Raw genomic sequence first — 23,615 nt, forward strand, 5'->3', positions numbered from 1 at the left:
TTCGTTCAGACGAACGGCCGCAGCAGCACGCCGAGGAGCCCGCGGAAGCGCAGCGCGCCCTCCACGGCCACGAGGCAGATGCACGTGCTGTCCGCATCCACCAGCGGCGCGTGATCGACCTCGCCGTCCACCTCCACCAGATCGCCGGCGCCATAGCGCCCGCGATGGTCGTGATAGGCGCCGTGCAGCACCTGGGTGAATTCGAGGCCCGCGTGGGTATGGTCCGGGATGCTCCGCCCCGCCTCGATGCGCAGCAGCATCACGTTCGCCTTTGGATCGCCGGGCACGCCGACGCGCCCCATGCGCACCCCCGGCGCGATCGGCCGCAGCGCGCCGATGCGGCAGCCGGACAGCGCCGCGGGCAGCGCGAAGCCCTGCGGCAGGCCGGCCGGCGCGGGGGCGCGGGCGCGGGTCGCGCGCCGGGGCTCGCCGCCGGCGTCACCGTCGATCCGCGCCACGACGCGGGCGAAGGCGTCGGGCGCGAGCGGCAGGCCGTCCTGCGCCTCGATGAGCGCGCCGCCCACCGCCTCGAAGGCGCGCACCGTGGCGCGGCAGCGGACGCAGCCTTCCAGGTGCGCGGCGACCACCAGGCGCGGGCCGGCCGGCAGGGTTCCGGCCGCGAAACGCAGCAGGGTTTCCTCGCTCGGGTGGGCGCGCGCGGTCATTTCAGGTCTTCCAGCAGCACGCGCAGGCGGGCGAGCGCAAGGCGCACGCGCGACTTGGCGGTGCCGAGCGGGATGCCCAATTCCTGCGCGATGGCGGAATGGGGCTTCTCCTGGAAGAACGACAGCCGGACGATCGCCGCCTGCTCCTCCGAGAGGGCGGAGAGCGCGTCGCGCACCCGCGCCTCCCGCTCTGCCGTCATGAGCATGGTCTCGCCGGAGGTCTCGTCCACCGGCTCCTCGTCCGCCTCGGCGCCCAAAACGGAGCGGTGGCGCTCGCGGCGCATCAGGTCGATGCGCAGATTGCGGGCGATGGTGAAGATCCAGGTGGCGGCGCCGGCCCGGCCGGGGTCGAAATAGGACGCCTTGCGCCACACCGTGAGCATGGTCTCCTGTGCCAGCTCCTCGGCGGCGTTGGCGGGCAGGCCGGTCTTCACCAGATAGGCCTTGAGGCGGGGCGCGAAATGGCGGAACAGCGCCGCGAACGCCTGCCGGTCCGCGTCGCGGGCGATGGCGACGATGAAGCCGTCGAGATCGCCGCTGCCGCGCTGGGACGGGACCGTCATCCGCGCGTTCCCGGCGCGGGCGTGGCCCGCCGCGGCCGGCGGCGTGTCCTGGGCGGAAGGCGAAGCGGCATGCATGACCCCGATACGACGCGCACGGGCGGTCGGATGACCGGTTCGTGCGCCATGCGCGCCCCGCTAACCGCGGGCTGGACGCTCCGTCAAGCTCCATCGGGGCGATGATGCTGCCAAATAACGATTTCATGATGGAGCGCGCCGGCGACCGGCCGGGCCGGCGGGCACGCCGCGCGGCTCCAGCCGCCGCCTGGGGCGCGGATGGCGGGGGCGACATGACAGCGCATTTGATCTTGCCTTTCCAAATCCGTTAGAACCCGCCCGATGGCCGCCAGGCGCTTGCGCGCCCAGCCGGGAGGCGGGGGGCTTCCGGCCCGCGGCGGCCCGGTGGCGAGGGTTTCAGCGGAGGCGCCATGAAGACGGACATCTCGGGCGAGCGCGCCGTGACGCCGGGCGAGAGCGAGGCCCACCCCCACCTCGCGGGCCGGTTGGTCCCCGGCGGGCATGCGCTCGCGCTCCGGGTCTATTACGAGGACACCGACTTCTCGGGCATCGTCTACCACGCCAACTATCTGAAATTCATGGAGCGCGGCCGCTCGGACTACATGCGCCTCTTGGGCGTGGTGCAGGGCGATCTGTTCGCCCAGGCGGCCGCGGAGGCGCCGGGCTTCCATTTCGTGGTGCGGGCGATGCAGATCGACTTCCTCAAGCCCGCGCGCATCGACGACGTGCTCGAAGTGGTGACGCTGTCGAAGGAGGTCGCCGGCGCCTCCATCACCTTGCTGCAGCAGGTCAAGCGCGCCGGCGAGGTGCTGGTCTCGGCCAATGTCCGGGTCGCCTTCGTCTCGGAGGGGCGCGCCAAGCGCATCCCGGACGCGCTGCGCCAGGCGACGCTCAATGACGCAAGGGCGGCCGAGGCCGCCGCCGGCGCCAAGGGCTGAGCCCAACGGCCGGGCCGCGCCGGACGCTGATCCTAACGGCCCGTTAAGCCTATTTGTGGCTAGGTGTGCCGAAGGCGGCGGCCGGAGCGCCGCGCGGGGAGGCGATCGAGCGCCGGTGCCAAAGTTTGGACAGGATCGCCCGATCAAAGACCGCGCGGAATGGTAAACCGGCCGGCATGCGCGGCGAGACGGCCGCGGCGACGGAGCAGGGAATGACAGATCGATCGCGCCGGCGCGGCGCAGGCTCCATGGTTCGGCGTATGGCCACCCCCCGGCGGGTGGCCGCGGCGGCGCTCCTCGCGTCCGCGGCGGCGATCGCCATGGCCGGGAGCGCCCTGGCGCAGGACGTGGCGGCGACCGGGGTGGCCGCGCCGAGCGTCAACATCTCGTTCGTCGAGCTGTTCCTGCACGCCCACATCGTCGTCAAGCTGGTGATGATCGGCCTGATCCTCGCCTCGATCTGGGTCTGGGCCATCATCATCGACAAGACGCTCCTGTTCGGCCGCAACCGGCGCGAGATGGACCGCTTCGAGCAGGTGTTCTGGTCGGGCCAGAGCCTCGAGGATCTCTATCGCTCGCTCGCCGGGCGCTCGAACCACGGCATGGCCGCCATCTTCGTCGCCGCCATGCGCGAGTGGAAGCGCACCTATGAGGGCGGCGCGCGCTCCTTCGCCGGGCTCAACCAGCGGCTCGACAAGGTGATGAACGTCACCATCGCGCGCGAGATGGACCGGCTGGAATCGAAGCTGCTGGTGCTCGCCACCGTGGGCTCGGCCGGGCCCTTCATCGGCCTGTTCGGCACCGTCTGGGGCATCATGTCGAGCTTCCAGTCCATCGCCGCGTCGAAGAACACCTCGCTCGCGGTCGTCGCGCCGGGCATCGCCGAAGCCCTGTTCGCGACCGCGATGGGCCTCATTGCGGCCATTCCCGCGACCATATTCTACAACAAGTTCATCTCGCAGGCGGGCCGGCAGGCCCAGCGCCTGGAAGGCTTCGCCGACGAGTTCTCGGCGATCTTGTCGCGCCAGATCGACGAGCAGGAGTAAGCTGATGGGTATGTCCGCGGGGGGAGGCGCGAGCGGCTGGCAGAGCCGCCGCGCGCGCCGTCGCGCCCGTCCGGTGATGTCGGAGATCAACGTGACGCCCATGGTGGACGTCATGCTGGTGCTGCTCATCATCTTCATGGTGGCGGCGCCGCTGCTCACCGTGGGCGTGCCCATCGATTTGCCGCAGACCCAGGCGACCAGCGTCAACCAGGACAACAAGGAGCCGATCACGCTCTCGGTCAACGACAAGGGCCAGATCTTCATCGGCGACAGCGAGATCCAGCGCGACGAGCTGGTCCCGAAGTTGCAAGCCATCACCCAGGCGCGCGGCGGCATGGACGAGCGGATCTTCGTGCGCGGCGACAAGAAGGTGGACTACGGCACCGTCATGGGCGTGATGGGCCGGCTGTCCGCCGCCGGCTTCAAGCGGGTGGCTCTGGTCACCGAAGTGGAACAGGGAGGCTGAGGCGCGAGATGCGTGTCGGGCTTGCCGTATCGACGGTGCTGCATTCGAGCGTGCTGGTGTTCATGCTGGTGTCCTTCACCGGCGCGAAGCCGTTCGACGCGCCGCCCGAATCCATGCCCGTGGACCTCGTCTCGGCGTCCGAGTTCACCAAGCTGACCAAGGGCGAGAAGAGCGGCAAGAAGAACGAGGCGCCCAAGACCGTGGCCGAGAAGGTGGACGCGCCGAAGCCGGTGGAGGACACCAAGCCCAAGATTTCCGACAAGGCGCCGGTGGACGCCACCACGCCGCCGCCGGCCGCCGCCGCCCCGCCGCCCCAGCCGCCCCAGCAGCAGCCGACCCCGCCCAAGGCGGCCGAGGCGCCGCCGGTCCCGCCCACCGCCGACGAGGCGCTCAAGAACGCGGCCAAGCCCGATCCCAAGCCGGTGCAGCAGGCCTCGCTCGCGCCGGTACCCCTGCCGCCGAAGAAGCCGGCGCCGCCGAAGGACGACGTGAAGCCCGCCGACGCCAGCCAGCGCGACTTCAACGCCGACGAGATCAAGCAGCTCCTCGACAAGCGCACGCCGACGCGCCAGGCGGCGAGCGCGAGCCAGGTTTCCACCACCGCCTCGCTGGGCGCCGCGCGCGGCGACCAGTCGACGCTCAGCCAGAGCGAGATCGACGCGTTCCGCGCGCGCCTGCGCCAGTGCTGGAACCCGCAGGGCCTGCCCGACGAGGCGCGCCTGTTCGTGCTCATCAACGTGTCGCTGAAGGAGGACGGCACCGTGGCCGGCCAGCCGGACGTGATCGGCGGCGCGGCCTCGCCCTCGCCCTATTGGCGCCCGCTCGCCGACAGCGCCATCCGCGCCCTGCTCCAGTGCCAGCCCTACACCATGCTCCGCCGCGAGAATTACCGTTTGTGGAAGGACATGGAACTGCGGTTCACGCCGCATCTGTTCGAAGGCTAGAGCGCGTGCTCTAGCGTCAGTTTTGAGGGCGGTTCACCGCTCGGATTGAGTCAATCTGAGCCGATCGCGCTCTCGCCCGGCGGGCGAGCCAATGTGCCGTCCGCGGGGCGGACCCCGTCCCCGCGTTGCCGCGTTCTCCCATCCCGGCGTCCCATCCCGAGCGGTCTTTGCGCCGGAGCGGGGCGCCGAAAGCCTGCAGAGGTCCGACAAAAGTGCTTCCGCCCTCCCAGAGCTCCCGAACCGCGCTGACCCGCCGCACCTTCGTGGCCGGCGCCGGCGGCCTGCTGGCCGGCGGCGGCCTGCTGCGCGCGTCCCCGGCCGCCGCCGCCTTGAAGCTCGACATTTCGGGCGGCACCCCGCAGCCGATCCCGATCGCCATCACCGACTTCGTCGGCGAGGTGGAGCAGGGCCGCGCCATGTCCGGCGTGATCGCCGCCGACCTGAAGCGCTCCGGCCTGTTCGCGCCCATCGATCCCAAGGCGTTCGTGGAGCAGATCTCCAATCCCGACGCGCCGCGCTTCCAGGACTGGCGCGTCATCAACGCCCAGGGCCTCGTCACCGGACGGGTGGCGCGCCAGCAGGACGGACGCTTCCAGGTGGTGTTCCGCCTGTGGGACGTGTTCGCCGGCCAGCAGCTCGCCGCCCAGCAGTTCGTGGCCCAGCCGGAGAACTGGCGCCGCATCGCCCACATCATCGCCGACGCCATCTATGAGCGGCTGACCGGCGAGAAGGGCTATTTCGACACCCGCATCGTGTTCGTCGACGAGAGCGGGGCCAAGGAGCGGCGCATCAAGCGCCTCGCCATCATGGACCAGGACGGCGCCAATGTGAGCTACCTCACCCGCGGCGACCAATTGGTGCTCACCCCGCGCTTCTCGCCCACCAGCCAGGAGATCACCTACATGTCCTACGGGCAGGGTGATCCGCGCGTGTTCCTGCTCAACATCGAGACCGGCCAGCGCGAGGTGGTGGGCAACTTCCCCGGCATGAGCTTCTCGCCGCGCTTCGCGCCGGATGGCCAGAAGGTCATCATGAGCCTGCAGCAAGGCAGCAATTCCAACATCTTCGTCATGGATCTGCGGTCGAAGGCCACCACCCGCCTCACCGACACCCCGGCCATTGACACCGCGCCCTGCTATTCGCCGGACGGCCGCCAGATCTGCTTCGAGAGCGACCGCGGCGGCTCCTCGCAGATCTACATCATGAATGCCGACGGCTCGGGCGCGCGGCGCATCTCGTTCGGCAATGCCCGCTATTCGACCCCGGTGTGGTCGCCCAAGGGCGACTGGATCGCCTTCACGCGCCAGGCGGAGGGCCGCTTCGCCATCGGCGTCATGCGGGTCGACGGCTCGGGCGAGCGCGTGCTCACCGAGGGCTACCACAATGAGGGGCCGACTTTTGCGCCCAACGGCCGGGTGATCATGTTCTTCCGCGATCCCGGCGGCGCGGCGGGGCCGAACCTCTATACCGTGGACGTCACCGGCTACAACGAGCAGCGCGTGCCGACCCCGAGCTACGCCTCCGACCCCGCCTGGTCGCCGCTGCGCTCCTGAACGGGGCGATCCTCCGGCGGTGGCGGCGGCCCGTTCATTCCACGCCAGCCGACCCCTCGCCCCCGGCCCCTCTCCCGCAAGGGGAGAGGGGAGGCGCGCCGCGTCCCTCCGGCGGTGGCGAACCCCGCACCCCCAGCCTCACACTGGGGCAGAGGGCGTGCCTCGGCGTCCGTCCTCCAGCGCCCTCTGACCTATTGATCCGCCTCTAGCGCTCGGCGCGGACGATCACGTCCATCAGCTCGGCCACCTTCCGTCGCTGGTCCTCGGCGTCCCCGGCGCGGATGGCGTGCTCGACGCAGTGCGCCACGTGCTGGCGCAGCACCTCCTCCTCCACCCTCCTCAACGCGGCGCGCACGGCGGAGATCTGGGTGATCACGTCGATGCAGTAGCGCTCCTCCTCCACCATGCGGGAGAGGCCGCGCACCTGGCCCTCGATGCGGGCGAGGCGTTTGAGGACGTGGTCTTTGTCGGGGCTGTGCATGGCTTGCCTTATACCCCCTATGGGTATATCAAACAAGCCGCAGGCCCCTCCGGGGCGTCGAAGTTCTGCCCATTGTGAGCCAGCGCAAGGCCGACGGTGCCCGATCGGCCCCATCTGGCGCCAGATCCTGCTTGGAGCCGCCATGGCACACGACCCGTCCACCCCCGGCGCGCCCGCCGCCCCCGCCGCCTGCTGCGGCGGGCATGATCCGGCGCATGAGCACGCGCACGCGGCGTCCGCGCATCCGGCCGCCCCCGCCAAGGTGAAGGACGTGGTCTGCGGCATGGACGTCGACCCCTCGCCCGAGGCCGGCAAGCCGAGCACGATCCATGGCGGGCGCGCGTTCCACTTCTGCGGCAACGGCTGCAAGACCAAGTTCGAGGCCGATCCGGCACGCTATCTTGCTCCGGTGACCGACCCGGTGTGCGGCATGAGCGTCAAGCCGGCCGACGCGAAATACGCCGCGCGGCACGCCGGCAAGACCTATTTCTTCTGCTCGTCCGCGTGCGAGACGAAGTTCAAGGCCGACCCCGGCGTCTATACCGGGGAGCAGGCGCCGCCGCCGCCCGCCGCGGTGCCCGAAGGCACCATCTATACCTGCCCCATGGACCCGCAGATCCGGCAGATCGGCCCCGGCATCTGTCCGATCTGCGGCATGGCGCTCGAGCCCGAGCTCGTCACCCTCGAGGAGGGCCCGAACGAAGAGCTCGCCGACATGAGCCGGCGGTTCTGGATCGGCCTCGCGCTCACCCTGCCGGTGTTCGTCCTGGAGATGGGCCAGCATCTGTTCGGCCTCCACCTGCTGCCGCAGCAGATCTCCAGCTACGTGCAGTTCGCGCTTGCCACCCCGGTGGTGCTGTGGGTCGGCCGGCCCTTCTTCGAGCGCGGCTGGCTGTCGCTGAAGACGCGGAATTTCAACATGTTCACCCTGATCGCCATGGGCACCGGGGTGGCCTATCTCTATTCCCTGGTGGCGACCTTCGCGCCCGGCGTGTTCCCGCACGCCTTCCACGCCCACGGCGGCGGCGTGCCGGTCTATTTCGAGGCCGCGGCGGTGATCACCGTTTTGGTGGCGCTCGGCCAGGTGCTGGAGCTCAAGGCCCGCGCGCAGACCTCGGGCGCCATCCGGGCGCTGCTGTCGCTCGCGCCGCGGACGGCGCTGCGCGTCACCGCCGCCGGCGCGGACGAGGAGATCGCCCTCGACCTCGTCGCCCCCGGCAACGTGCTGCGCGTGCGCCCGGGCGAGAAGGTGCCGGTGGACGGCATCGTCACCGAGGGCCGGGCGGTGGTGGACGAGAGCCTCGTCACCGGCGAGTCGCTCCCGGTCTCCCGCGAGGCGGGCGAGAAGGTGATCGGCGGCACGGTCAACGCCTCCGGCGCCTTCCTGATGCGCGCCGAGAAGGTGGGCCGCGAGACGCTGCTCGCCCAGATCGTGCAGATGGTGGCGCAGGCCCAGCGCTCGCGCGCGCCGATCCAGCGGCTCGCCGACCAGGTCTCCTCCTGGTTCGTGCCGGCGGTGTTCGCCGCCGCCTGCGTCGCGTTCGCGGTGTGGATGGCGGCGGGGCCCGAGCCGCGCCTGACCTTCGCATTGGTGGCGGCGGTCTCCGTGCTCATCATCGCCTGCCCCTGCGCGCTCGGGCTCGCCACCCCCATGTCGGTGATGGTGGGGGTGGGGCGCGGCGCCCAGTTCGGCGTGCTGGTGAAGAGCGCCGAGGCGCTGGAGCGCATGGAGAAGGTGGACCTGGTGGTGGTGGACAAGACCGGCACCCTGACCCTCGGCAAGCCCAAGGTGGTGGCGGTGCATGCCGTCCACGGCCAGGACGAGAACGAGGTGCTGCGCCTCGCCGCCAGCCTCGAGCGGGCGAGCGAGCATCCGCTCGCCGCCGCCATGCTGGCCGAGGCCAAGGCGCGCGACCTTCCGCTTGCCGCGCCGACGGACGCCGAGGCCACCGCCGGCAAGGGCATCGCCGGGACCGTCGACGGGCACCGGGTGGTGGTGGGCCACGGCATCTATCTGGGCGACCACAGCATCCCGACGGATCACCTGACGGCGATCGCGGAGAGCCACCGGCGCGAGGGCGCGACCACGGTGTTCGTGGCCGTCGACGGCCAGGCCGCCGGCCTCGTCGCGGTGGCCGATCCGGTGAAGGACACCACCGAGGCGGCGCTGCGGCGCCTCGCGCGCGACGGCGTGCGGGTGGTCATGCTCACCGGCGACACCCGCACCACGGCGCTCGCCGTGGCCAAGCGCCTCGGCATCACCGAGGTGGAGGCGGAGGTTCTGCCCGACCGCAAGGCCGAGGTGGTGGAGCGCCTGCGCCGGGAGGGCCACGTGGTGGCCATGGCCGGCGACGGCGTCAACGACGCCCCCGCGCTCGCGATGGCGGACGTGGGCATCGCCATGGGCACCGGCACCGACATCGCCATGGAGAGCGCCGGCATCACTTTGCTGAAGGGCGATCTCAACGGCATCGCCCACGCCCGTTCGCTCTCGCGCGCGACCATGGCGAACATCCGCCGCAACCTGGCGTTCGCCTTTCTCTACAACGCGGCCGGCGTGCCGATCGCGGCGGGCGTGCTCTATCCGGTGACCGGGCTTTTGCTGTCGCCCATGGTGGCGGCGGCGGCGATGGCGCTCTCCTCGGTGAGCGTGATCGCCAACGCGCTCCTGCTGCGCACCTGGAAGCCGCAATAAGCCGGGGGCCGGCTTAGACGAGCGCCGGCCGCGCCTGCTGCACGCCCACCTCGAAGATGCGCTTGTAGCGCGCGATCTCGGCCGGCGGCCCCATGGCCTTGGTGGGGTTGTCGGAGAGTTTCACCGCCGCGTGCCCGTTGGCCGAGATCACCTTGCAGACGATGGAGATGGGGTCGAGCGCGCCGTCCGGCACCAGGCCCCGGAAGTCGTTGGTGAGCAGCGTGCCCCAGCCGAAGCCCATGCGGATGCGGCCGGAGAAGGCGCGGTGGATGCGCGCCACCTCCTGCACGTCCAAAGCGTCGGAGAAGATGGCGAGCTTCTCCCGCGGGTCCTGGCCGCGCGCGCGCCACCAGGCGATCGCCTCCTCGCCGCCCGCCACCGGCTCCTTGCTGTCGATGCGGATGCCGGTCCACTGCGCCACCCAGTCGGGGGCGTGGGCGAGGAAGCCGTCGGTGCCGAAGGTGTCGGGCAGGATCACCCTGAGGTTGCCCTCATAGTCCTCCTGCCAGTCGGCGAGCACCTGGTAGGGCGCCCAGGCGAGCTCGGCGTCGGTGCGGGCGAGCGCGGCATAGACCATCGGCAATTCGTGGGCGTTGGTGCCGGTGGCCTCCACCTCGCGCCGCATGGCGATGACGCAGTTGGAGGTGCCGAGGAAGCCCTCGCCGAGCCCCTCGATGAGCGCCTGCACGCACCAGTCCTGCCACAGGAAGCCGTGGCGGCGCCTTGTGCCGAAATCGGCGATGTTGATGGGCGCCAGCGTCTTGAGGAACTCCACCTTCTCCCACACCCGCGTCATGGCGCGGGCATAGAGCACCTGGAGCTCGAACTTGCCCATGCCCTTCAAGACCGCGCGCGAGCGCAGTTCGTTGATGATGGCGAGCGCCGGGATCTCCCACATGGTGGTCTCGACCCACGGGCCCTCGAACACCAGCTCGTACTGCCCGTCCCACTTCTCCAGGTGATAGGCGGGGAAGCGGAAGCGCTCGAGCCAGGACACGTAGTCCGGCGAGAACATCTGCCGCTTGCCGTAGAACATGTTGCCGCGCAGCCAGGTGCTCTCGCCCCGGGTCAGCGACAGCGAGCGCACGTGGTCGAGCTGCTCGCGCAGCGCGCCGATGTCGATGATGTCGGCGAGGCGGATCGAGGACGTGCGGTTATGGATGCCGAAGGTCACCCGCGCGCCCGGATGGCGGCGGAAGATGGTCTGGCCCATCAGCAGCTTGTAGAAATCGGTGTCGAGCACCGACCGCACGATGGGGTCGATCTTCCAATCGTGGTTGTAGACGCGCGTGGCGATGTCGGTCATGGCGTCTTGGCATTGTTTTGGGGAGCGTCCAGAGGAGCATCCCGGGCGGGCGTCCGGTCAGGAGCGTCCATGGTGAGGCGGGCGGACAGCTATAGCACGTCGCCGCGCGATGCGATCCATTCGCAGCAAAGTGGGCTCAGCGGCAGCCCTTGCGCGCTTCCCAGGCCTTAACTTCGTTCACATAACGCTGCTGGGCGGGCGTGAGCTGGCCAAAAGGAGGATGGCACCGTTCGCCGAAGGTGGCGATGGCGTCCTTGGTCTTGAAGCAATAGCCCTGCTCGGCATAGACCGCATTGCGCTGGTACCACAGCGCGCGGCACGACAGCTCGCTCAACGCCTGCGCTCCCGCGGCCGGCGCGAAGGCGCACGCGCCAGCCATGACCATGCCTCCAAGCGCGCGCCGGATGGCCCGACCCCCGTCCATGTCCACCTCCCCCGTCTTCGTGGGCACCGTAGCACCGCGCCGCCGGGCGAAGATAGGGCGGCATGATTATTTCCGAAATTGCATCAATGTCGTTCTATCTCTTCCATAGATGCGAAAGCCGCGGCGGTGTATCCCACACACCAAGCACAACCAAAAGCCCTCGAGGAGGACGCCATGGCCCGCATGAGAGCCGTCGACGCCGCCGTCCGCGTTCTGGAAAAGGAAGGCATCACCAACGCGTTCGGGGTTCCCGGCGCGGCCATCAACCCGCTCTATTCCGCCTTGAAGGCGCGCGGCTCCATCCGCCACGTCCTGGCGCGCCACGTGGAGGGCGCCTCCCACATGGCGGAGGGTTATACCCGCGCGGTCGCCGGAAACATCGGCGTGTGCATCGGCACCTCCGGCCCCGCTGGCACCGACATGATCACCGGCCTGTATTCCGCGCAGGCCGATTCGATCCCGATCCTGTGCATCACCGGCCAGGCGCCGCGGGCGCGCCTCTATAAGGAGGACTTCCAGGCGGTGGACATCGAATCCATCGCCAAGCCGGTCACCAAATGGGCCGTCACCGTGCGCGAGCCGGCGCTCGTGCCCATGGTGTTTCAGCAGGCGTTCCACGTGATGCGCTCGGGCCGTCCCGGCCCGGTGCTGATCGACCTGCCGCTCGACGTGCAGCTCGCCGAGATCGAGTTCGACGAGGACACCTATGCGCCGCTGCCGGTCTACAAGCCGGCTGCCACCCGCGCGCAGATCGACAAGGCCATGGAGATGATCGCCGACGCCGCGCGCCCGCTGATCGTCGCCGGCGGCGGCATCATCAATGCGGACGCGTCCGACCTGCTGGTGGAGTTCGCCGAGCTGACCGGCATCCCGGTCATCCCCACCCTCATGGGCTGGGGCACGATCCCGGACGACCACCCGCTGATGGCCGGCATGTGCGGCCTGCAGACCTCGCACCGCTACGGCAATGCCAACCTGCTCGCGTCCGACTTCGTCGCCGGCATCGGCAACCGCTGGGCCAACCGCCACACCGGCTCGGTGGAGGTCTACACCAAGGGCCGCAAATTCATCCACGTGGACATCGAGCCGACCCAGATCGGCCGCGTGTTCGGCCCCGACTTCGGCATCGTCTCCGACGCCAAGGCGGCGCTCGAACTGTTCGTGGTGGCGGCGCGCGAGATGAAGGCCAAGGGCGCGCTCCCCGACTGGTCAGGTTGGGTGCGCGAGTGCCAGGAGCGCAAGCAGACCATGCTGCGCAAGTCGCATTTCGACGCCGTGCCGCTGAAGCCCCAGCGGGTCTATGAGGAGATGAACGAGGCGCTCGGACGCGACGTCACCTACGTCACCACCATCGGCCTGTCGCAGATCGCCGGCGCCCAGTTCCTCCACGTCTATGCGCCGCGCAACTGGATCAATTGCGGCCAGGCCGGCCCGCTCGGCTGGACCCTGCCCGCCGCCCTCGGCGTGCGCGCCGCGCGGCCGGATGCGAAGATCGTCGCGCTGTCGGGCGACTACGACTTCCAGTTCATGATCGAGGAGCTGGCGGTGGGCGCCCAGCACAAGCTGCCCTATCTCCACGTGGTGGTGAACAATTCCTATCTCGGCCTGATCCGCCAGGCGCAGCGTGGCTTCGAGATGGATTTCGAGGTCTCGCTCGCGTTCGAGAACATCAATTCGGAGGAGGCGGGCGGCTACGGCGTCGACCATGTGGCGGTGGCCGAGGGCCTCGGATGCAAGGCGATCCGCGTGCGCACGCCCAACGAGTTCAAGGCCGCCTTCGCCGACGCCGAGAAGCTCATGGCCGAGCACCAGGTGCCGGTGGTGCTGGAATTCATCCTCGAGCGGGTGACCAACATCGCCATGGGGGTCGAGATCGACAAGATCACCGAGTTCGAGGAGGTGCTGGACGTGCCGCTCGACCAGGTGAGGGCCATGGAGCCGGCGGAGTAGGGCGGATCGAACGGGCGCTCCCCGCCCGCCGCTCACGCCTTGCGGCGGATCCCCGGTGGTCCGGACGATCCGCCTCTCCCCAATGCCGCCCGCTTCAGTTAACCGTGGATGCCCCGGACCGGCCGGGGCATCACGCGCGCCAGGAACCCGCATCGCGGACGCATCCATAAGAACCAAGGCTCAGCCAGCGGAGAAGACATGCCCAAGTTCTGCGCCAATCTCACCATGCTGTGGAACGAGATCGACTTCCTCGACCGCTTCGCCAAGGCGGCGGAGGCGGGCTTCAAGGGGGTCGAGTATCTCTTCCCCTATCCGTACGAGAAGGAGGCGCTCGTCGAGCGGCTCGCCACGCACGGATTGACCCAGGTGCTGCACAATCTGCCGGCCGGCGACTGGGCCAAGGGCGAGCGCGGCATCGCCTGCCTGCCCGGCCGCGAAGGCGAGTTCCAGGACGGCATCGCGTTGGGCATCGACTACGCCAAGGCGCTCGGCACCAAGGCGGTCAATTGCCTGGTGGGCATCACGCCCAAGGACGTGCCGGCGCAGACGGTGCACGAGACGCTGGTGAAGAACCTCAAGTTCGCCGCCGCCGAGCTGAAGAAAGCGGGCATTCCGTTCGTGGTGGAGGCCATCAACACCCGCGACATTCCCGGCTTCCACCTGCACAACACCAAGCAGACCCTGGCGGTGCTGGACGAGGTGGGGGCGGACGACATCTTCTTCCAGTACGACATCTACCACATGCAGATCATGGAGGGCGACCTCACCCCGACCCTGCGCGCCAACGCCGCCCGCATCCGCCACATCCAGCTCGCCGACAATCCCGGCCGCAACGAGCCGGGCACGGGCGAGATCAACTATCCCTTCCTGTTCAAGGCCATCGACGAGATCGGCTATGACGGGTGGATCGGCGCCGAATACAAGCCGAAGACCACGACGGACGAGGGCCTCGGCTGGTTCGCCCCCTACAAGGGGTGAGGCGCGCCATCAAATCGCGCGGGTGGCCCCTCTCCCCTTGTGGGAGAGGGTGGACCGCGGCGCAGCCGCGGGACGGGTGAGGGGCATCGCACCGCCGGCCCCCTCACCCCCGGCCCCTCTCCCACAAGGGGAGAGGGGAGAACCGCGGACCCGTGCACAACCAACACTCTTCAGGAGAAACGCACATGAACGTCGGTTTCATAGGCCTCGGCATCATGGGCCGTCCCATGGCGGGGCACCTCATGGATGCGGGCCACACGCTCTACGTCCACAACCGCTCCAAGCCCGCGCAGGAGCTGCTCGACAAGGGCGCCGTGGACTGCGGCTCGCCGGCCGAGGTGGCGCGCAAGGCGGACGTCATCATCACCATGGTTCCCGACACGCCGGACGTGGAGAAGGTGCTGTTCGGCACCGACGGCGTCGTCGAGGGCGTCTCGGCCGGCAAGATCGTGGTGGACATGAGCTCCATCTCCCCGGTCGCCACCAAGGATTTCGCCGCCCGTCTCAAGGAGGCCGGCGCGGACTATCTCGACGCCCCGGTCTCCGGCGGCGAGGTGGGCGCCAAGGCGGCCTCTCTCACCATCATGGTGGGCGGCGCGGAGGCCACCTTCGAAAAAGTGAAGCCGCTGTTCGAGAAGATGGGCAAGAACATCACTTTGGTGGGCGGCGTCGGCGCCGGCCAGACGGCGAAGGTGGCGAACCAGATCATCGTCGCGCTCACCATCGAGGCGGTGGCGGAAGGCCTCCTGTTCGCCTCCAAGGCGGGCGCGGACCCGGCCAAGGTGCGCCAGGCGCTCATGGGCGGGCTCGCCACCTCGCGCATCCTCGAGGTGCACGGCGAGCGCATGATCAAGCGCACCTTCGATCCCGGCTTCCGCATCGAGCTGCACCAGAAGGACCTGAACCTCGCGCTGCAGAGCGCGCGCGCGCTGGGCGTGAGCCTGCCCAACACCGCCAATGCCCAGGAGCTGTTCAACGCCTGCGTCGCCCATGGCGGGGCGAAATGGGACCACTCGGCCATGGTGAAGGCCCTGGAGCTGATGGCCGCCCACGACGTGGCGTGAGCTGTGGCGAGAGCGGCGGTCCGCTCTCGCGATCCTTCGCCCTCCGGCCGGGCTGGAGGGCGATCGGGATCTGCGCGCCGCCTCCGGCGAGAGGCTGGCCCTCCCGGCTTGGGGGAGGGGCGCGGGGCTGTCGTCCATGCCGGGCAGGGGAGCATGCGGCAGCCTTGCTGCCTTTTCTGCGACTTTATGCTTACACGATTGCGGGCCATCATGACCTAAACACGCCAGCCCGTGCCTGACGAAGCCGGGCGCCAGGAGGAAACCCGATGCCCACGAAGCGCCACCATCAAAAGCGCAACCGCGCCACCAAGATCGTCGCCACCGTGGGGCCCGCCTCCAACAGCGAGGAGAAGCTCAAGGCGCTGTTCGTCGCCGGCGTGGACGTGTTCCGGCTCAATTTCAGCCATGGCACCCAGGCCGACCACGGCGAGGTGCTCGCCCGCATCCGCCGCCTGGAGAAGGAGATGGGCCGTCCCATCGGCGTCATCGCCGACATGCAGGGGCCGAAGCTGCGCATCGGCCGCTTCAAGGACGGCGCCATCGCGCTCAAGCCCGGCGACGTGCTCCACTTCGACGCCGACGTGGACCGGCTCGGCGACGCGACGCGCGTGCCCATCCCGCACCCCGACATCCTGGAGGCGCTCACCGTCGGCTCCACCGTGCTGTGCGACGACGGCAAGGTGCGCCTCAAGGTCATCAAGAAGGGCAAGGGGTATCTGGAAGCCCAGGTGGTGGCGGGCACCAAGCTGTCCAACAACAAGGGCTTCAACATCCCGGACGTGGTGCTGCCGCTGTCGCCGCTCACCGAGAAGGACCGCGCCGACCTGGAATTTGCCTGCGCGCAGGGGGTGGAGTGGATCGCCCTCTCCTTCGTCCAGCGCCCCGAGGACATCCACGAGGCGCGCGACCTGATCAAGGGCCGCGCCGCGGTGATGCTGAAGATGGAGAAGCCGGCGGCGGTGGAGCACCTGACCGAGCTGGTGGAGCTCTCCGACGCCATCATGGTGGCGCGCGGCGACCTCGGCGTGGAGCTCTCGCTCGCGGAAGTGCCGGCGCTGCAGAAGCGCATGATCGCGGAATCGCGCAAGTTCGGGCGGCCGGTGATCGTGGCGACGCAGATGCTTGAATCCATGATCACCGCGCCGGTGCCCACCCGCGCCGAGGTCTCCGACGTCGCCACCGCGGTTTATGAGGGCGCCGACTGCGTGATGCTCTCCGCCGAGACCGCCGCCGGCCAGTATCCGGTGGAGGCGGTGACCTTCATGGACGACATCATCCGCCACGTGGAGCGCGATCCCGGCTACCGCCAGGTGCTGGACGCCACCCAGGCGGAATGGGGCAAGACCATCGGCGACGCGGTCACCAAGGCCACCTACCAGGCGGCGATCGCGGTCGACGCCACCGCCTTGGTGGCCTTCACCTCCTCCGGCACCACCGGCCTCAGGGCGGCGCGCGAGCGGCCCATGATCCCGATCCTCGGCCTCACCCCCAAGCTGGAGACCGCGCGCCGCCTCGCGCTCTCTTACGGGGTGCATGCGGTGCACATGAAGGAGGACATCCACTCGTTCGGCGATATGGTGGACACCGCGGTGCGCGTCGCCGTGGAGCACGGGCTCGGCAAGCCCGGCGACCGGCTCGCCATCACCGCCGGCGTGCCGTTCGCCAAGCCCGGCACCACCAACATCATGCGCATCACCACCATCGGCGCCACCAACCCGCCCTCGCGCCACGACGTGGACGCCGAGGCGGCGCCCCTGCCCAAGCGCAAGGTGCACGCGTGACCGACGCGGCCGGGCGGATCGCGACCGTATAGCGGGCTGCGGCGACAGATCGCAGCCGAAACGGACGTCCGCCTGGGCAGCCATTGTTATCAGGACAATGCTATTGCCCGAATGTTCCGTGCCGGGCGGCGAGAAAACGTTTTCCCGCGGCCGGACCAATTCTTTCATGCATAAAGGGACTGGACGGCGGCGGGGGCGGACGGGCAATGTTTACGCCTTCCTCGTCCGGTGTCCGTCTTTCATGTCCGTCGAAGTCGAGCGCAAGTTCCTCGTGATCTCCGACGCTTGGCGCGCCGGGGCGCGGGCCTGCCGCATTCGCCAGGGCTATCTGTGCCTCGGCGAGGACGCGACCGTCCGCGTCCGCCTCGCCGACCAGAACGCCTTCCTCACCGTGAAGAGCCGGACCGAGGGCATCTCACGGGCGGAATTCGAGTATCCGATCCCGTTCTCCGATGGGGTCACGATGCTGGAGACCCTGTGCGCGCAGCCGATCATCGAAAAGACGCGCCATTTCGTCGACCATGCCGGCAAGACCTGGACCATCGACGTGTTCGAGGCCGACAATGCGGGCCTGATCGTGGCCGAGATCGAGCTCAGGGACCCCGACGAGGCCGTGGATCTGCCGCCCTGGGCCGGGGCGGAGGTGACCTCGGACCCGCGCTACCGCAACTCGTCCCTCGTGAGCGCGCCGCTGGGCAACGGCGCACGGGGCCTGTGCCGCGCGGGCTGAGGGCCGGTCCGGCGCCGCCGCCGGCCGCGTCGGACACCGGCGCCCGCCGATGGCGGAAAATTCTTCGCGCCGAAGGGCCTCAGGACGATGCGCCGGCGGCGCGCTCCGCCAGCGCCGCCTCCACCGCCAGCATGTCGCGCCAGGCGAGGCGCTTGCCCGCCGGGGTGCGCAGCAGATAGGCCGGGTGGAAGGTGGCGATGGCGCGGACGGTGCGCGTGCCGGTATCGAAGTCCATGAAGCGCCCGCGCAGCCGGGTGATGCCTTCAAGGGTGCCGAGCAGCGCCTGGGCCGACGGTCCGCCGAGGCACACCAGCACCTCCGGATTGGCAAGCTCGATCTGTCGCCGGATGAAGGGCAGGCAGATGGCGGTCTCCTGCGGCGTCGGCGTGCGGTTGCCCGGCGGGCGCCAGGGGATGACGTTGGCGATGTAGGCGCGGGTGCGGTCGAGGCCGATGGCGGCGAGCATCAGGTCGAGCAGCCGCCCGGAGCGGCCGACGAAGGGCAGGCCCTGCTCGTCCTCCTCCCGGCCCGGCGCCTCGCCCACGAACATCACCTGCGCCTGCGGGTTGCCGTCGGCGAACACGAGGCGGCTCGCGGTCTTCTTCAGCGCGCAGCCCTCGAAGCCCTCCATGATGGCGCGCAGCGCCTCGAGGCTGCGGGCCTCCCGCGCCGCCTCGCGGGCGGCCATGGCGGCGGCGTCGGGCGCCTGGTTGACCAGCGCCGGCCCGACCGGCGCCGGCAGGGATGGCGCCGCAGGCCGGGGAGGCTGCGCCGCCGCGGGCGGCTTGGCGGCGGGCGGAGCCGGCTGGGACCGCGCGCGGGCGGCCTCGGCGGCGCTTTCGGCGAACCGGTCGATGGCCGCCTCGCCGATGGCCACGTCGACGCCCGCCTCCGCATGGAAGGCGAGCACGTCGGCCCAGTCGGTGTCCAAGGTCACGGTCATGGGGGCAGCTTACACCGGGAGCGGGCCGGATTGAACGCGCCGCGTCGGCTGTCTGCCGGCCGCTGGGAGGCGTATAGGCAAGCGTGTTTCCCCATGCGGCATGTCGCGGATTGTGTTTGCGGCGCAAGCATGGAAAAAGTCCAATCAAGCTGGGATTGCAGACTGGGAGCATGCGGTATGAGCCAGGCGGAGCTGCCTGAACGCGAGGGCATGGACTACGACGTGGTGGTGGTCGGCGCCGGTCCGGCCGGCCTTGCCACCGCCATCCGCCTGAAGCAGCTCGCCGCCGCGCGCGGCACCGAGATCTCCGTGGTGGTGGTGGAGAAGGGCTCGGAGGTCGGCGCCCACATCCTCTCCGGCGCGGTGATCGATCCCTCGGGCCTTGATGCGCTCCTGCCCGGCTGGCGCGCCCAGGCCGACGCCCCGCTCTCGGTCCAGGTGACCGACGACCACTTCTACTTCCTCGGCCCGGCGGGCGGCATCCGGCTGCCCAATTTCACCATGCCGCCGCTGATGGACAATCACGGCAACTATATCGGCTCGCTGGGCAATGTCTGCCGCTTCCTGGCGCAGAAGGCCGAGGCGCTCGGGGTGGAGATCTATCCGGGCTTTGCCGCCGACGAGATCCTCTACGACGCGGCCGGCGTGGTGAAGGGCATCGCCACCGGCGACATGGGCGTCGACCGGACCGGCGAACCGAAGGCCGAATTCACCCGCGGCATGGAGCTGCGCGGGCGCTACACCGTGTTCGCCGAGGGCGCGCGCGGCCACCTCACCAAGCAGCTGATCGCCAAATTCGACCTCGACCGGGACGCGCAGCCGCCGAAGTTCGGCATCGGCCTCAAGGAGCTCTGGAAGGTCAGGCCGGAGAAGCACCGGCCCGGCCTGGTCCAGCATTCGTTCGGCTGGCCGCTCGATTCCAAGACCGGCGGCGGCGCCTTCCTCTATCACATGGAGGACGAGCAGGTGGCGGTGGGGTTCGTGGTCCACCTCAATTACGAGAACCCCTACATCTCGCCGTTCGACGAGTTCCAGCGCTTCAAGACCCATCCCTTCTTCCGCGGCACCTTCGAGGGCGCAAAGCGCATCTCCTACGGCGCCCGCGCCATCACCGAGGGCGGCTACCAGAGCGTGCCGCGCCTCAGCTTCCCCGGCGGCGTGCTGGTGGGCTGCGCGGCCGGCCTCGTCAACGTGCCGCGCATCAAGGGCAGCCACAACGCCGTGCTCTCGGGCATGCTGTGCGCCGAGCACCTCGTCGACGCGCTCGCGGCGGGCCGCGGGGCGGACGAGCTCGCCAGCTACGAGGAGGCCTGGCGCGGCTCGGCGGTGGGCGCGGACTTGAAGCGCGTGCGCAACGTGAAGCCGCTGTGGTCGCGCTTCGGCACCTTCCTCGGCATCCCGCTCGGCGCGCTCGACATGTGGACCAACACGCTGTTCGGCCTCTCGCTGTTCGGCACCCTCAAGCACGGCAAGACCGATGCGGCGTCGCTCAAGCCCGCCGCGCGCTTCAAGCCCATCGCCTATCCCAAGCCCGACGGCGTCCTGACCTTCGACAAGCTGTCCTCGGTGTTCATCTCCAACACCAACCACGAGGAGGACCAGCAGGTGCATCTCGTGGTGCGTGACATGGCGCTCCAGAAGGCGTCCGAGCACGACGTGTTCGCCGGCCCGTCGAACCGCTACTGCCCGGCCGGCGTCTATGAATGGGTGGAAGAGGCGTCGGGCCCGCGCTTCCAGATCAACGCGCAGAACTGCGTGCACTGCAAGACGTGCGACATCAAGGACCCGAACCAGAACATCACCTGGACCGCGCCCGAGGGCGGCGGCGGGCCGAACTATCCCAATATGTGAGGCCGGCGGCGCCGGTTTCCTTCGGCAGGCTGGATAACGGCGCGGCGCCGATTGCGCTTGCCGCGTCCCGGAGGGCATCCTAGAGGCTGTCGTCGCTCCGCAGCCTTTCGATGGGGATCCCGGCGCGTTGCAGCAGAAGTGGGTTCCGGTTTTGCGTCACGAAAACGCGTCCAAGCAAGAAGCCTAGAGCCCGAGACACGGGCGCATCCCATGCCGCGCGCTCAAGGGTTCCGCGCCAGAAGGTCCTGCCGCATGCATCAGAGAACCGCCCGCCCGATCGATCCCAACTCGGACGCCGCCATCGCCGGGCGCGTCACGCCGCTGCCGATCGAGGTGGTGGCGGAGAAGCTCTCGATTCCGCCGCAGGCGCTCTACCGCTACGGTCCCCACAAGGGGAAGCTGGCGCTCGATTTCGCCGGCGCGCTGGCGACCCGCCCGCGCGGCAAGCTGATCCTCGTCACCGCCATCAGCCCCACCCCGGCGGGCGAGGGCAAGACCACCACCACCATCGGCCTCGGCGACGCCCTGGCCCGGCTCGGCAAGAAGGCCGCCATCTGCCTGCGCGAGCCCTCCCTCGGCCCGGTGTTCGGCGCCAAGGGCGGCGCCACCGGCGGCGGCCACGCCCAGATCATCCCCATGCAGGACATCAACCTGCACTTCACCGGCGACCTGCACGCCATCTCGGCCGCCCACAACCTGCTGGCGGCGCTGATCGACAACCACGTCTATTGGGGCAATGCCCTCGACATCGACACAAGGCGCATCGCCTGGCGGCGCGTCGTCGACCTCAACGACCGGGCCTTGCGGCACATCACGGTGGGCCTCGGCGGACCGGCCAACGGCTTTGCGCGCGAGGACGGCTTCGACATCACGGTGGCGAGCGAGGTGATGGCCATCTTCTGCCTCGCCGAGAGCCTGTCCGACCTCGAGGCACGCCTTTCGCGCATGGTGGTGGCGCAGACCCGCGCGCGCCGGCTCATCCGCGCCGAGGAGCTGGAGGCGGTCGGCGCGATGGTGGCGCTGCTGCGCGACGCGTTCCAGCCGAACCTGGTCCAGACCATGGAGGCGACGCCGGCGTTCGTGCATGGCGGGCCGTTCGCCAACATCGCCCACGGCTGTAATTCGGTGATGGCGACCAAGAGCGCGCTGGCGCTCGCCGACTATGTGGTGACGGAAGCCGGCTTCGGCGCCGACCTCGGGGCGGAGAAGTTCCTCGACATCAAGTGCCGGCAGGCCGGCCTCGCGCCCGCCGCCGCCGTGGTGGTGGCGACCGTGCGGGCGCTGAAGATGCATGGGGGCGTGCCGCTGAAAGGACTTTCCGCGCCGGACCCGGAGGCGGTCGCGCTCGGCGCGGCCAACCTCAAGCGCCACGTGGAGAACCTGCGCAAGTTCGGCCTGCCGGTGGTGGTGGCGCTCAACCGCTTCACCTCCGACACGCAGGACGAGCGCGACGCGGTCGCCGCCGCGGTGGCGCCGCTCGGCGTGAACGTCCACGACTGCACCCATTGGGCCGAGGGCGGGGTCGGGGCGGAGGCGCTGGCGCGCGAGGTGGAGGCGCTCGCCGACCGGCGGTCCGACTTCCGCTATCTCTATCCCGACCAGGCGCCGCTCGCCTCCAAGATCGAGACCGTGGCGCGCGAGATCTACCGCGCCGCGCGGGTGGAGTTCGCGCCCGCGGCCCGCGGCAAGCTCGCCGAGTTCGAGGCCCAGGGCTTCGGCGCGCTGCCGGTGTGCATGGCGAAGACGCAGTATTCCTTCTCTGCCGATCCCGCCTTGCGCAACGCGCCGGTGGACCATGTGCTGCCGGTGCGCGAGGTGCGCCTGTCGGCCGGCGCCGGCTTCGTGGTGGCGCTCGCGGGCGACATCATGACCATGCCGGGCCTGCCCTCGAAGCCCGCCGCCCACGACATCTTCGTCACCCCCGACGGGACCATCGCCGGGCTGTCCTGATGTATACGGCCCAGGTATTGGACAGGCTCCGGGAACTGCGTTAGAGCGCGATCGACAGACTACCCTGAGGGAGACATGCCATGGACGCCAAGGCCGCCATCGTGGGCTGGGCCCATTCGCCGTTCGGCAAGCTCGAGGACGCCGACACCGAGGCGCTCATGGGGCGCGTCGCCGGCGCCGCCATCGAGCATGCGGGCCTTGCCCCTTCGGACGTGGATTCCATCCATGTGGGCGTGTTTAATGCCGGCTTCCAGAAGCAGGACTTCCAGGGCGCCATGCCGGCGCTCAGCATCCCCGAGCTCGCCCACGTGCCGGCCATGCGGCTGGAGAATGCCTGCGCCACCGGCTCGGCGGCCATCCACTCCGCCCTCAATTACGTGGAGGCCGGCCGCGGCCGCGTCGCGCTCGTGGTGGGCGCCGAGAAGATGACCGCCAAGCCCACCGCCGAGGTCGGCGACATCCTGCTCAACGCCTCCTACCGCAAGGAGGAGGCGGACATCGACGGCGGCTTCGCCGGCGTGTTCGGACGCATCGCCCAGGCCTATTTCCAGCGCTATGGCGACCGCTCCGAGGAGCTGGCGCGCATCGCCGCCAAGAACCACAAGAACGGCGTGTCGAACCCCTATGCGCAGATGCGCAAGGATTTCGGCTTCGAGTTCTGCAACACCATCTCCGAGAAGAACCCCTATGTGGCGGGTCCGCTGCGCCGCACCGACTGCTCGCTGGTCTCCGACGGGGCGGCGGCGCTGGTGATCGCCTCCGCCGACGTCGCCGAGGGCCTCACCCGCGCGGTCGCCTTCCGGGCCCGGGCCCAGGCCAACGACATCCTGCCTTTGTCGCGCCGCGACCCCATCGCCTTCGAGGGCGCGCGCCGCGCCTGGGCGAAGGCGCTGGAGGAGGCCGGCCTCACGCTGGAGGACCTCGATCTGGTGGAGACCCACGACTGCTTCACCATCGCCGAGCTGATCGAGTACGAGGCCATGGGCCTCGCCAAGCCCGGCGAGGGCTACAAGGTGGTGCGCGAGGGGCTGACCCAGAAGGACGGCAAGCTGCCGGTGAACCCCTCGGGCGGGCTGAAATCCAAGGGCCACCCGATCGGCGCCACCGGCGTGTCCATGCACGTGCTCTCGGCCATGCAGCTCATGGGCGAGGCGGGCGACATGCAGATCGAGGGCGCCAAGGTCGCCGGTGTGTTCAACATGGGCGGCGCGGCGGTCGCCAATTACGTCTCGCTCCTCGAGCGCGTGAAGTAGGTCTGGATGCCGCCGGGGC

The 23,615-nt window shown here is 69.8% G+C and carries 20 protein-coding genes; 14 read left to right on the forward strand and 6 right to left on the reverse strand.

The window, feature by feature from the left end; all coding sequences use genetic code 11:
- Nucleotides 1–5: 5 nt before the first annotated feature.
- Nucleotides 6–665, reverse strand: a complete 660-nt coding sequence (locus ABLE88_RS19145) for a ChrR family anti-sigma-E factor (protein ID WP_348833296.1) — start codon at nt 663–665, stop codon at nt 6–8.
- Nucleotides 662–1,228 carry a sigma-70 family RNA polymerase sigma factor gene (locus ABLE88_RS19150; RefSeq protein WP_348833297.1) on the reverse strand — a complete coding sequence of 189 codons (567 nt, stop codon included), beginning with the start codon at nt 1,226–1,228 and terminating at the stop codon, nt 662–664. Before ABLE88_RS19150 ends, ABLE88_RS19145 begins: the two co-directional genes overlap by 4 nt.
- Before the next feature lie 425 nt (nt 1,229–1,653).
- On the opposite strand from ABLE88_RS19150, the gene ybgC reads away from it, so the two are divergent.
- From ybgC to tolB, 5 genes are all read left to right on the forward strand, one after another.
- Nucleotides 1,654–2,181, forward strand: a complete 528-nt coding sequence (ybgC, locus tag ABLE88_RS19155; RefSeq protein WP_348833298.1) for a tol-pal system-associated acyl-CoA thioesterase — start codon at nt 1,654–1,656, stop codon at nt 2,179–2,181.
- A gap of 260 nt (nt 2,182–2,441) precedes the next feature.
- Nucleotides 2,442–3,227: a protein TolQ gene (gene tolQ, locus ABLE88_RS19160; RefSeq protein ID WP_510182915.1), complete on the forward strand. Its 786-nt coding sequence runs from the start codon at nt 2,442–2,444 to the stop codon at nt 3,225–3,227.
- A 4-nt stretch (nt 3,228–3,231) separates the two neighbouring features.
- Nucleotides 3,232–3,693, forward strand: coding sequence for a protein TolR (gene tolR, locus ABLE88_RS19165; protein ID WP_348833299.1), 462 nt, complete (start codon nt 3,232–3,234; stop codon nt 3,691–3,693).
- Nucleotides 3,694–3,701: 8 nt separating this feature from the next.
- On the forward strand, nt 3,702–4,637 hold the full coding sequence (tolA, locus tag ABLE88_RS19170; RefSeq protein ID WP_348833300.1) for a cell envelope integrity protein TolA: 936 nt from the start codon (nt 3,702–3,704) through the stop codon (nt 4,635–4,637).
- Between the two features lie 299 nt (nt 4,638–4,936).
- The gene (tolB, locus tag ABLE88_RS19175; RefSeq protein ID WP_348833378.1) at nt 4,937–6,190 is read left to right on the forward strand and encodes a Tol-Pal system beta propeller repeat protein TolB; all 1,254 of its coding nucleotides are present in this window, start codon (nt 4,937–4,939) and stop codon (nt 6,188–6,190) included.
- A 205-nt stretch (nt 6,191–6,395) separates the two neighbouring features.
- Here the strand turns inward: tolB and ABLE88_RS19180 are convergent, their stop codons facing one another.
- Complete coding sequence (locus tag ABLE88_RS19180; RefSeq protein ID WP_348833301.1) at nt 6,396–6,671, reverse strand: metal-sensitive transcriptional regulator; 276 nt, start codon at nt 6,669–6,671, stop codon at nt 6,396–6,398.
- A 142-nt stretch (nt 6,672–6,813) separates the two neighbouring features.
- Between ABLE88_RS19180 and ABLE88_RS19185 the strand changes: the two genes are divergently transcribed.
- Entirely contained in the window at nt 6,814–9,366 is a 2,553-nt protein-coding gene (locus ABLE88_RS19185; protein WP_348833302.1) for a heavy metal translocating P-type ATPase, read from the forward strand.
- Between the two features lie 13 nt (nt 9,367–9,379).
- Here ABLE88_RS19185 and pncB read toward each other — a convergent pair whose 3' ends face one another.
- Entirely contained in the window at nt 9,380–10,672 is a 1,293-nt protein-coding gene (gene pncB / locus ABLE88_RS19190) for a nicotinate phosphoribosyltransferase (protein ID WP_348833303.1), read from the reverse strand.
- A gap of 136 nt (nt 10,673–10,808) precedes the next feature.
- On the reverse strand, nt 10,809–11,051 hold the full coding sequence (locus tag ABLE88_RS19195) for a YARHG domain-containing protein (RefSeq protein WP_348833304.1): 243 nt from the start codon (nt 11,049–11,051) through the stop codon (nt 10,809–10,811).
- A gap of 219 nt (nt 11,052–11,270) precedes the next feature.
- Here ABLE88_RS19195 and gcl point away from each other — a divergent pair, with 219 nt between their 5' ends.
- From gcl to ABLE88_RS19220, 5 genes are all read left to right on the forward strand, one after another.
- Complete coding sequence (gene gcl, locus ABLE88_RS19200; protein WP_348833305.1) at nt 11,271–13,046, forward strand: glyoxylate carboligase; 1,776 nt, start codon at nt 11,271–11,273, stop codon at nt 13,044–13,046.
- Between the two features lie 198 nt (nt 13,047–13,244).
- On the forward strand, nt 13,245–14,024 hold the full coding sequence (gene hyi, locus ABLE88_RS19205) for a hydroxypyruvate isomerase (RefSeq protein ID WP_348833307.1): 780 nt from the start codon (nt 13,245–13,247) through the stop codon (nt 14,022–14,024).
- 185 nt (nt 14,025–14,209) lie between these two features.
- Entirely contained in the window at nt 14,210–15,088 is an 879-nt protein-coding gene (locus ABLE88_RS19210; protein WP_348833308.1) for a 2-hydroxy-3-oxopropionate reductase, read from the forward strand.
- 266 nt (nt 15,089–15,354) lie between these two features.
- Nucleotides 15,355–16,869, forward strand: coding sequence for a pyruvate kinase (gene pyk / locus ABLE88_RS19215; RefSeq protein WP_348833310.1), 1,515 nt, complete (start codon nt 15,355–15,357; stop codon nt 16,867–16,869).
- A gap of 241 nt (nt 16,870–17,110) precedes the next feature.
- The gene (locus ABLE88_RS19220) at nt 17,111–17,599 is read left to right on the forward strand and encodes a CYTH domain-containing protein (protein WP_348833311.1); all 489 of its coding nucleotides are present in this window, start codon (nt 17,111–17,113) and stop codon (nt 17,597–17,599) included.
- A gap of 79 nt (nt 17,600–17,678) precedes the next feature.
- On the opposite strand, the gene ABLE88_RS19225 is transcribed toward ABLE88_RS19220, so the two are convergent.
- On the reverse strand, nt 17,679–18,542 hold the full coding sequence (locus ABLE88_RS19225) for a uracil-DNA glycosylase (protein ID WP_348833312.1): 864 nt from the start codon (nt 18,540–18,542) through the stop codon (nt 17,679–17,681).
- 177 nt (nt 18,543–18,719) lie between these two features.
- On the opposite strand from ABLE88_RS19225, the gene ABLE88_RS19230 reads away from it, so the two are divergent.
- The 3 genes from ABLE88_RS19230 (at nt 18,720) to ABLE88_RS19240 (ending at nt 23,596) form a co-directional block, all read left to right on the forward strand.
- Entirely contained in the window at nt 18,720–20,393 is a 1,674-nt protein-coding gene (locus ABLE88_RS19230; protein WP_348833313.1) for an electron transfer flavoprotein-ubiquinone oxidoreductase, read from the forward strand.
- 252 nt (nt 20,394–20,645) lie between these two features.
- Nucleotides 20,646–22,343, forward strand: coding sequence for a formate--tetrahydrofolate ligase (locus tag ABLE88_RS19235; RefSeq protein WP_348833314.1), 1,698 nt, complete (start codon nt 20,646–20,648; stop codon nt 22,341–22,343).
- An 80-nt stretch (nt 22,344–22,423) separates the two neighbouring features.
- Nucleotides 22,424–23,596 (forward strand): acetyl-CoA acetyltransferase, encoded by a 1,173-nt coding sequence (locus ABLE88_RS19240; protein ID WP_348833316.1) that lies wholly within the window; start codon nt 22,424–22,426, stop codon nt 23,594–23,596.
- Nucleotides 23,597–23,615: the final 19 nt, after the last annotated feature.

The sequence above is a fragment of the Xanthobacter luteus genome (assembly GCF_040049235.1).
In the GTDB taxonomy this organism is placed as follows: Bacteria; Pseudomonadota; Alphaproteobacteria; order Rhizobiales; family Xanthobacteraceae; genus Xanthobacter.

Coding starts and splice junctions, on each gene's coding strand:
- ABLE88_RS19210 (WP_348833308.1), top strand. CDS start 14,210: ATGAACGTCGGTTTCATAGGCCTCGGCATCATGGGCCGTCCCATGGCG.
- tolQ (WP_510182915.1), top strand. CDS start 2,442: ATGGCCACCCCCCGGCGGGTGGCCGCGGCGGCGCTCCTCGCGTCCGCG.
- ABLE88_RS19230 (WP_348833313.1), top strand. CDS start 18,720: ATGAGCCAGGCGGAGCTGCCTGAACGCGAGGGCATGGACTACGACGTG.
- gcl (WP_348833305.1), top strand. CDS start 11,271: ATGGCCCGCATGAGAGCCGTCGACGCCGCCGTCCGCGTTCTGGAAAAG.
- ABLE88_RS19225 (WP_348833312.1), bottom strand. CDS start 18,542: ATGACCGTGACCTTGGACACCGACTGGGCCGACGTGCTCGCCTTCCAT.
- ABLE88_RS19220 (WP_348833311.1), top strand. CDS start 17,111: ATGTCCGTCGAAGTCGAGCGCAAGTTCCTCGTGATCTCCGACGCTTGG.
- ybgC (WP_348833298.1), top strand. CDS start 1,654: ATGAAGACGGACATCTCGGGCGAGCGCGCCGTGACGCCGGGCGAGAGC.
- pyk (WP_348833310.1), top strand. CDS start 15,355: ATGCCCACGAAGCGCCACCATCAAAAGCGCAACCGCGCCACCAAGATC.
- ABLE88_RS19180 (WP_348833301.1), bottom strand. CDS start 6,671: ATGCACAGCCCCGACAAAGACCACGTCCTCAAACGCCTCGCCCGCATC.
- ABLE88_RS19145 (WP_348833296.1), bottom strand. CDS start 665: ATGACCGCGCGCGCCCACCCGAGCGAGGAAACCCTGCTGCGTTTCGCG.
- ABLE88_RS19185 (WP_348833302.1), top strand. CDS start 6,814: ATGGCACACGACCCGTCCACCCCCGGCGCGCCCGCCGCCCCCGCCGCC.
- ABLE88_RS19150 (WP_348833297.1), bottom strand. CDS start 1,228: ATGACGGTCCCGTCCCAGCGCGGCAGCGGCGATCTCGACGGCTTCATC.
- ABLE88_RS19195 (WP_348833304.1), bottom strand. CDS start 11,051: ATGGCTGGCGCGTGCGCCTTCGCGCCGGCCGCGGGAGCGCAGGCGTTG.
- ABLE88_RS19240 (WP_348833316.1), top strand. CDS start 22,424: ATGGACGCCAAGGCCGCCATCGTGGGCTGGGCCCATTCGCCGTTCGGC.
- pncB (WP_348833303.1), bottom strand. CDS start 10,672: ATGACCGACATCGCCACGCGCGTCTACAACCACGATTGGAAGATCGAC.
- hyi (WP_348833307.1), top strand. CDS start 13,245: ATGCCCAAGTTCTGCGCCAATCTCACCATGCTGTGGAACGAGATCGAC.
- ABLE88_RS19235 (WP_348833314.1), top strand. CDS start 20,646: ATGCATCAGAGAACCGCCCGCCCGATCGATCCCAACTCGGACGCCGCC.
- tolA (WP_348833300.1), top strand. CDS start 3,702: ATGCGTGTCGGGCTTGCCGTATCGACGGTGCTGCATTCGAGCGTGCTG.
- tolR (WP_348833299.1), top strand. CDS start 3,232: ATGGGTATGTCCGCGGGGGGAGGCGCGAGCGGCTGGCAGAGCCGCCGC.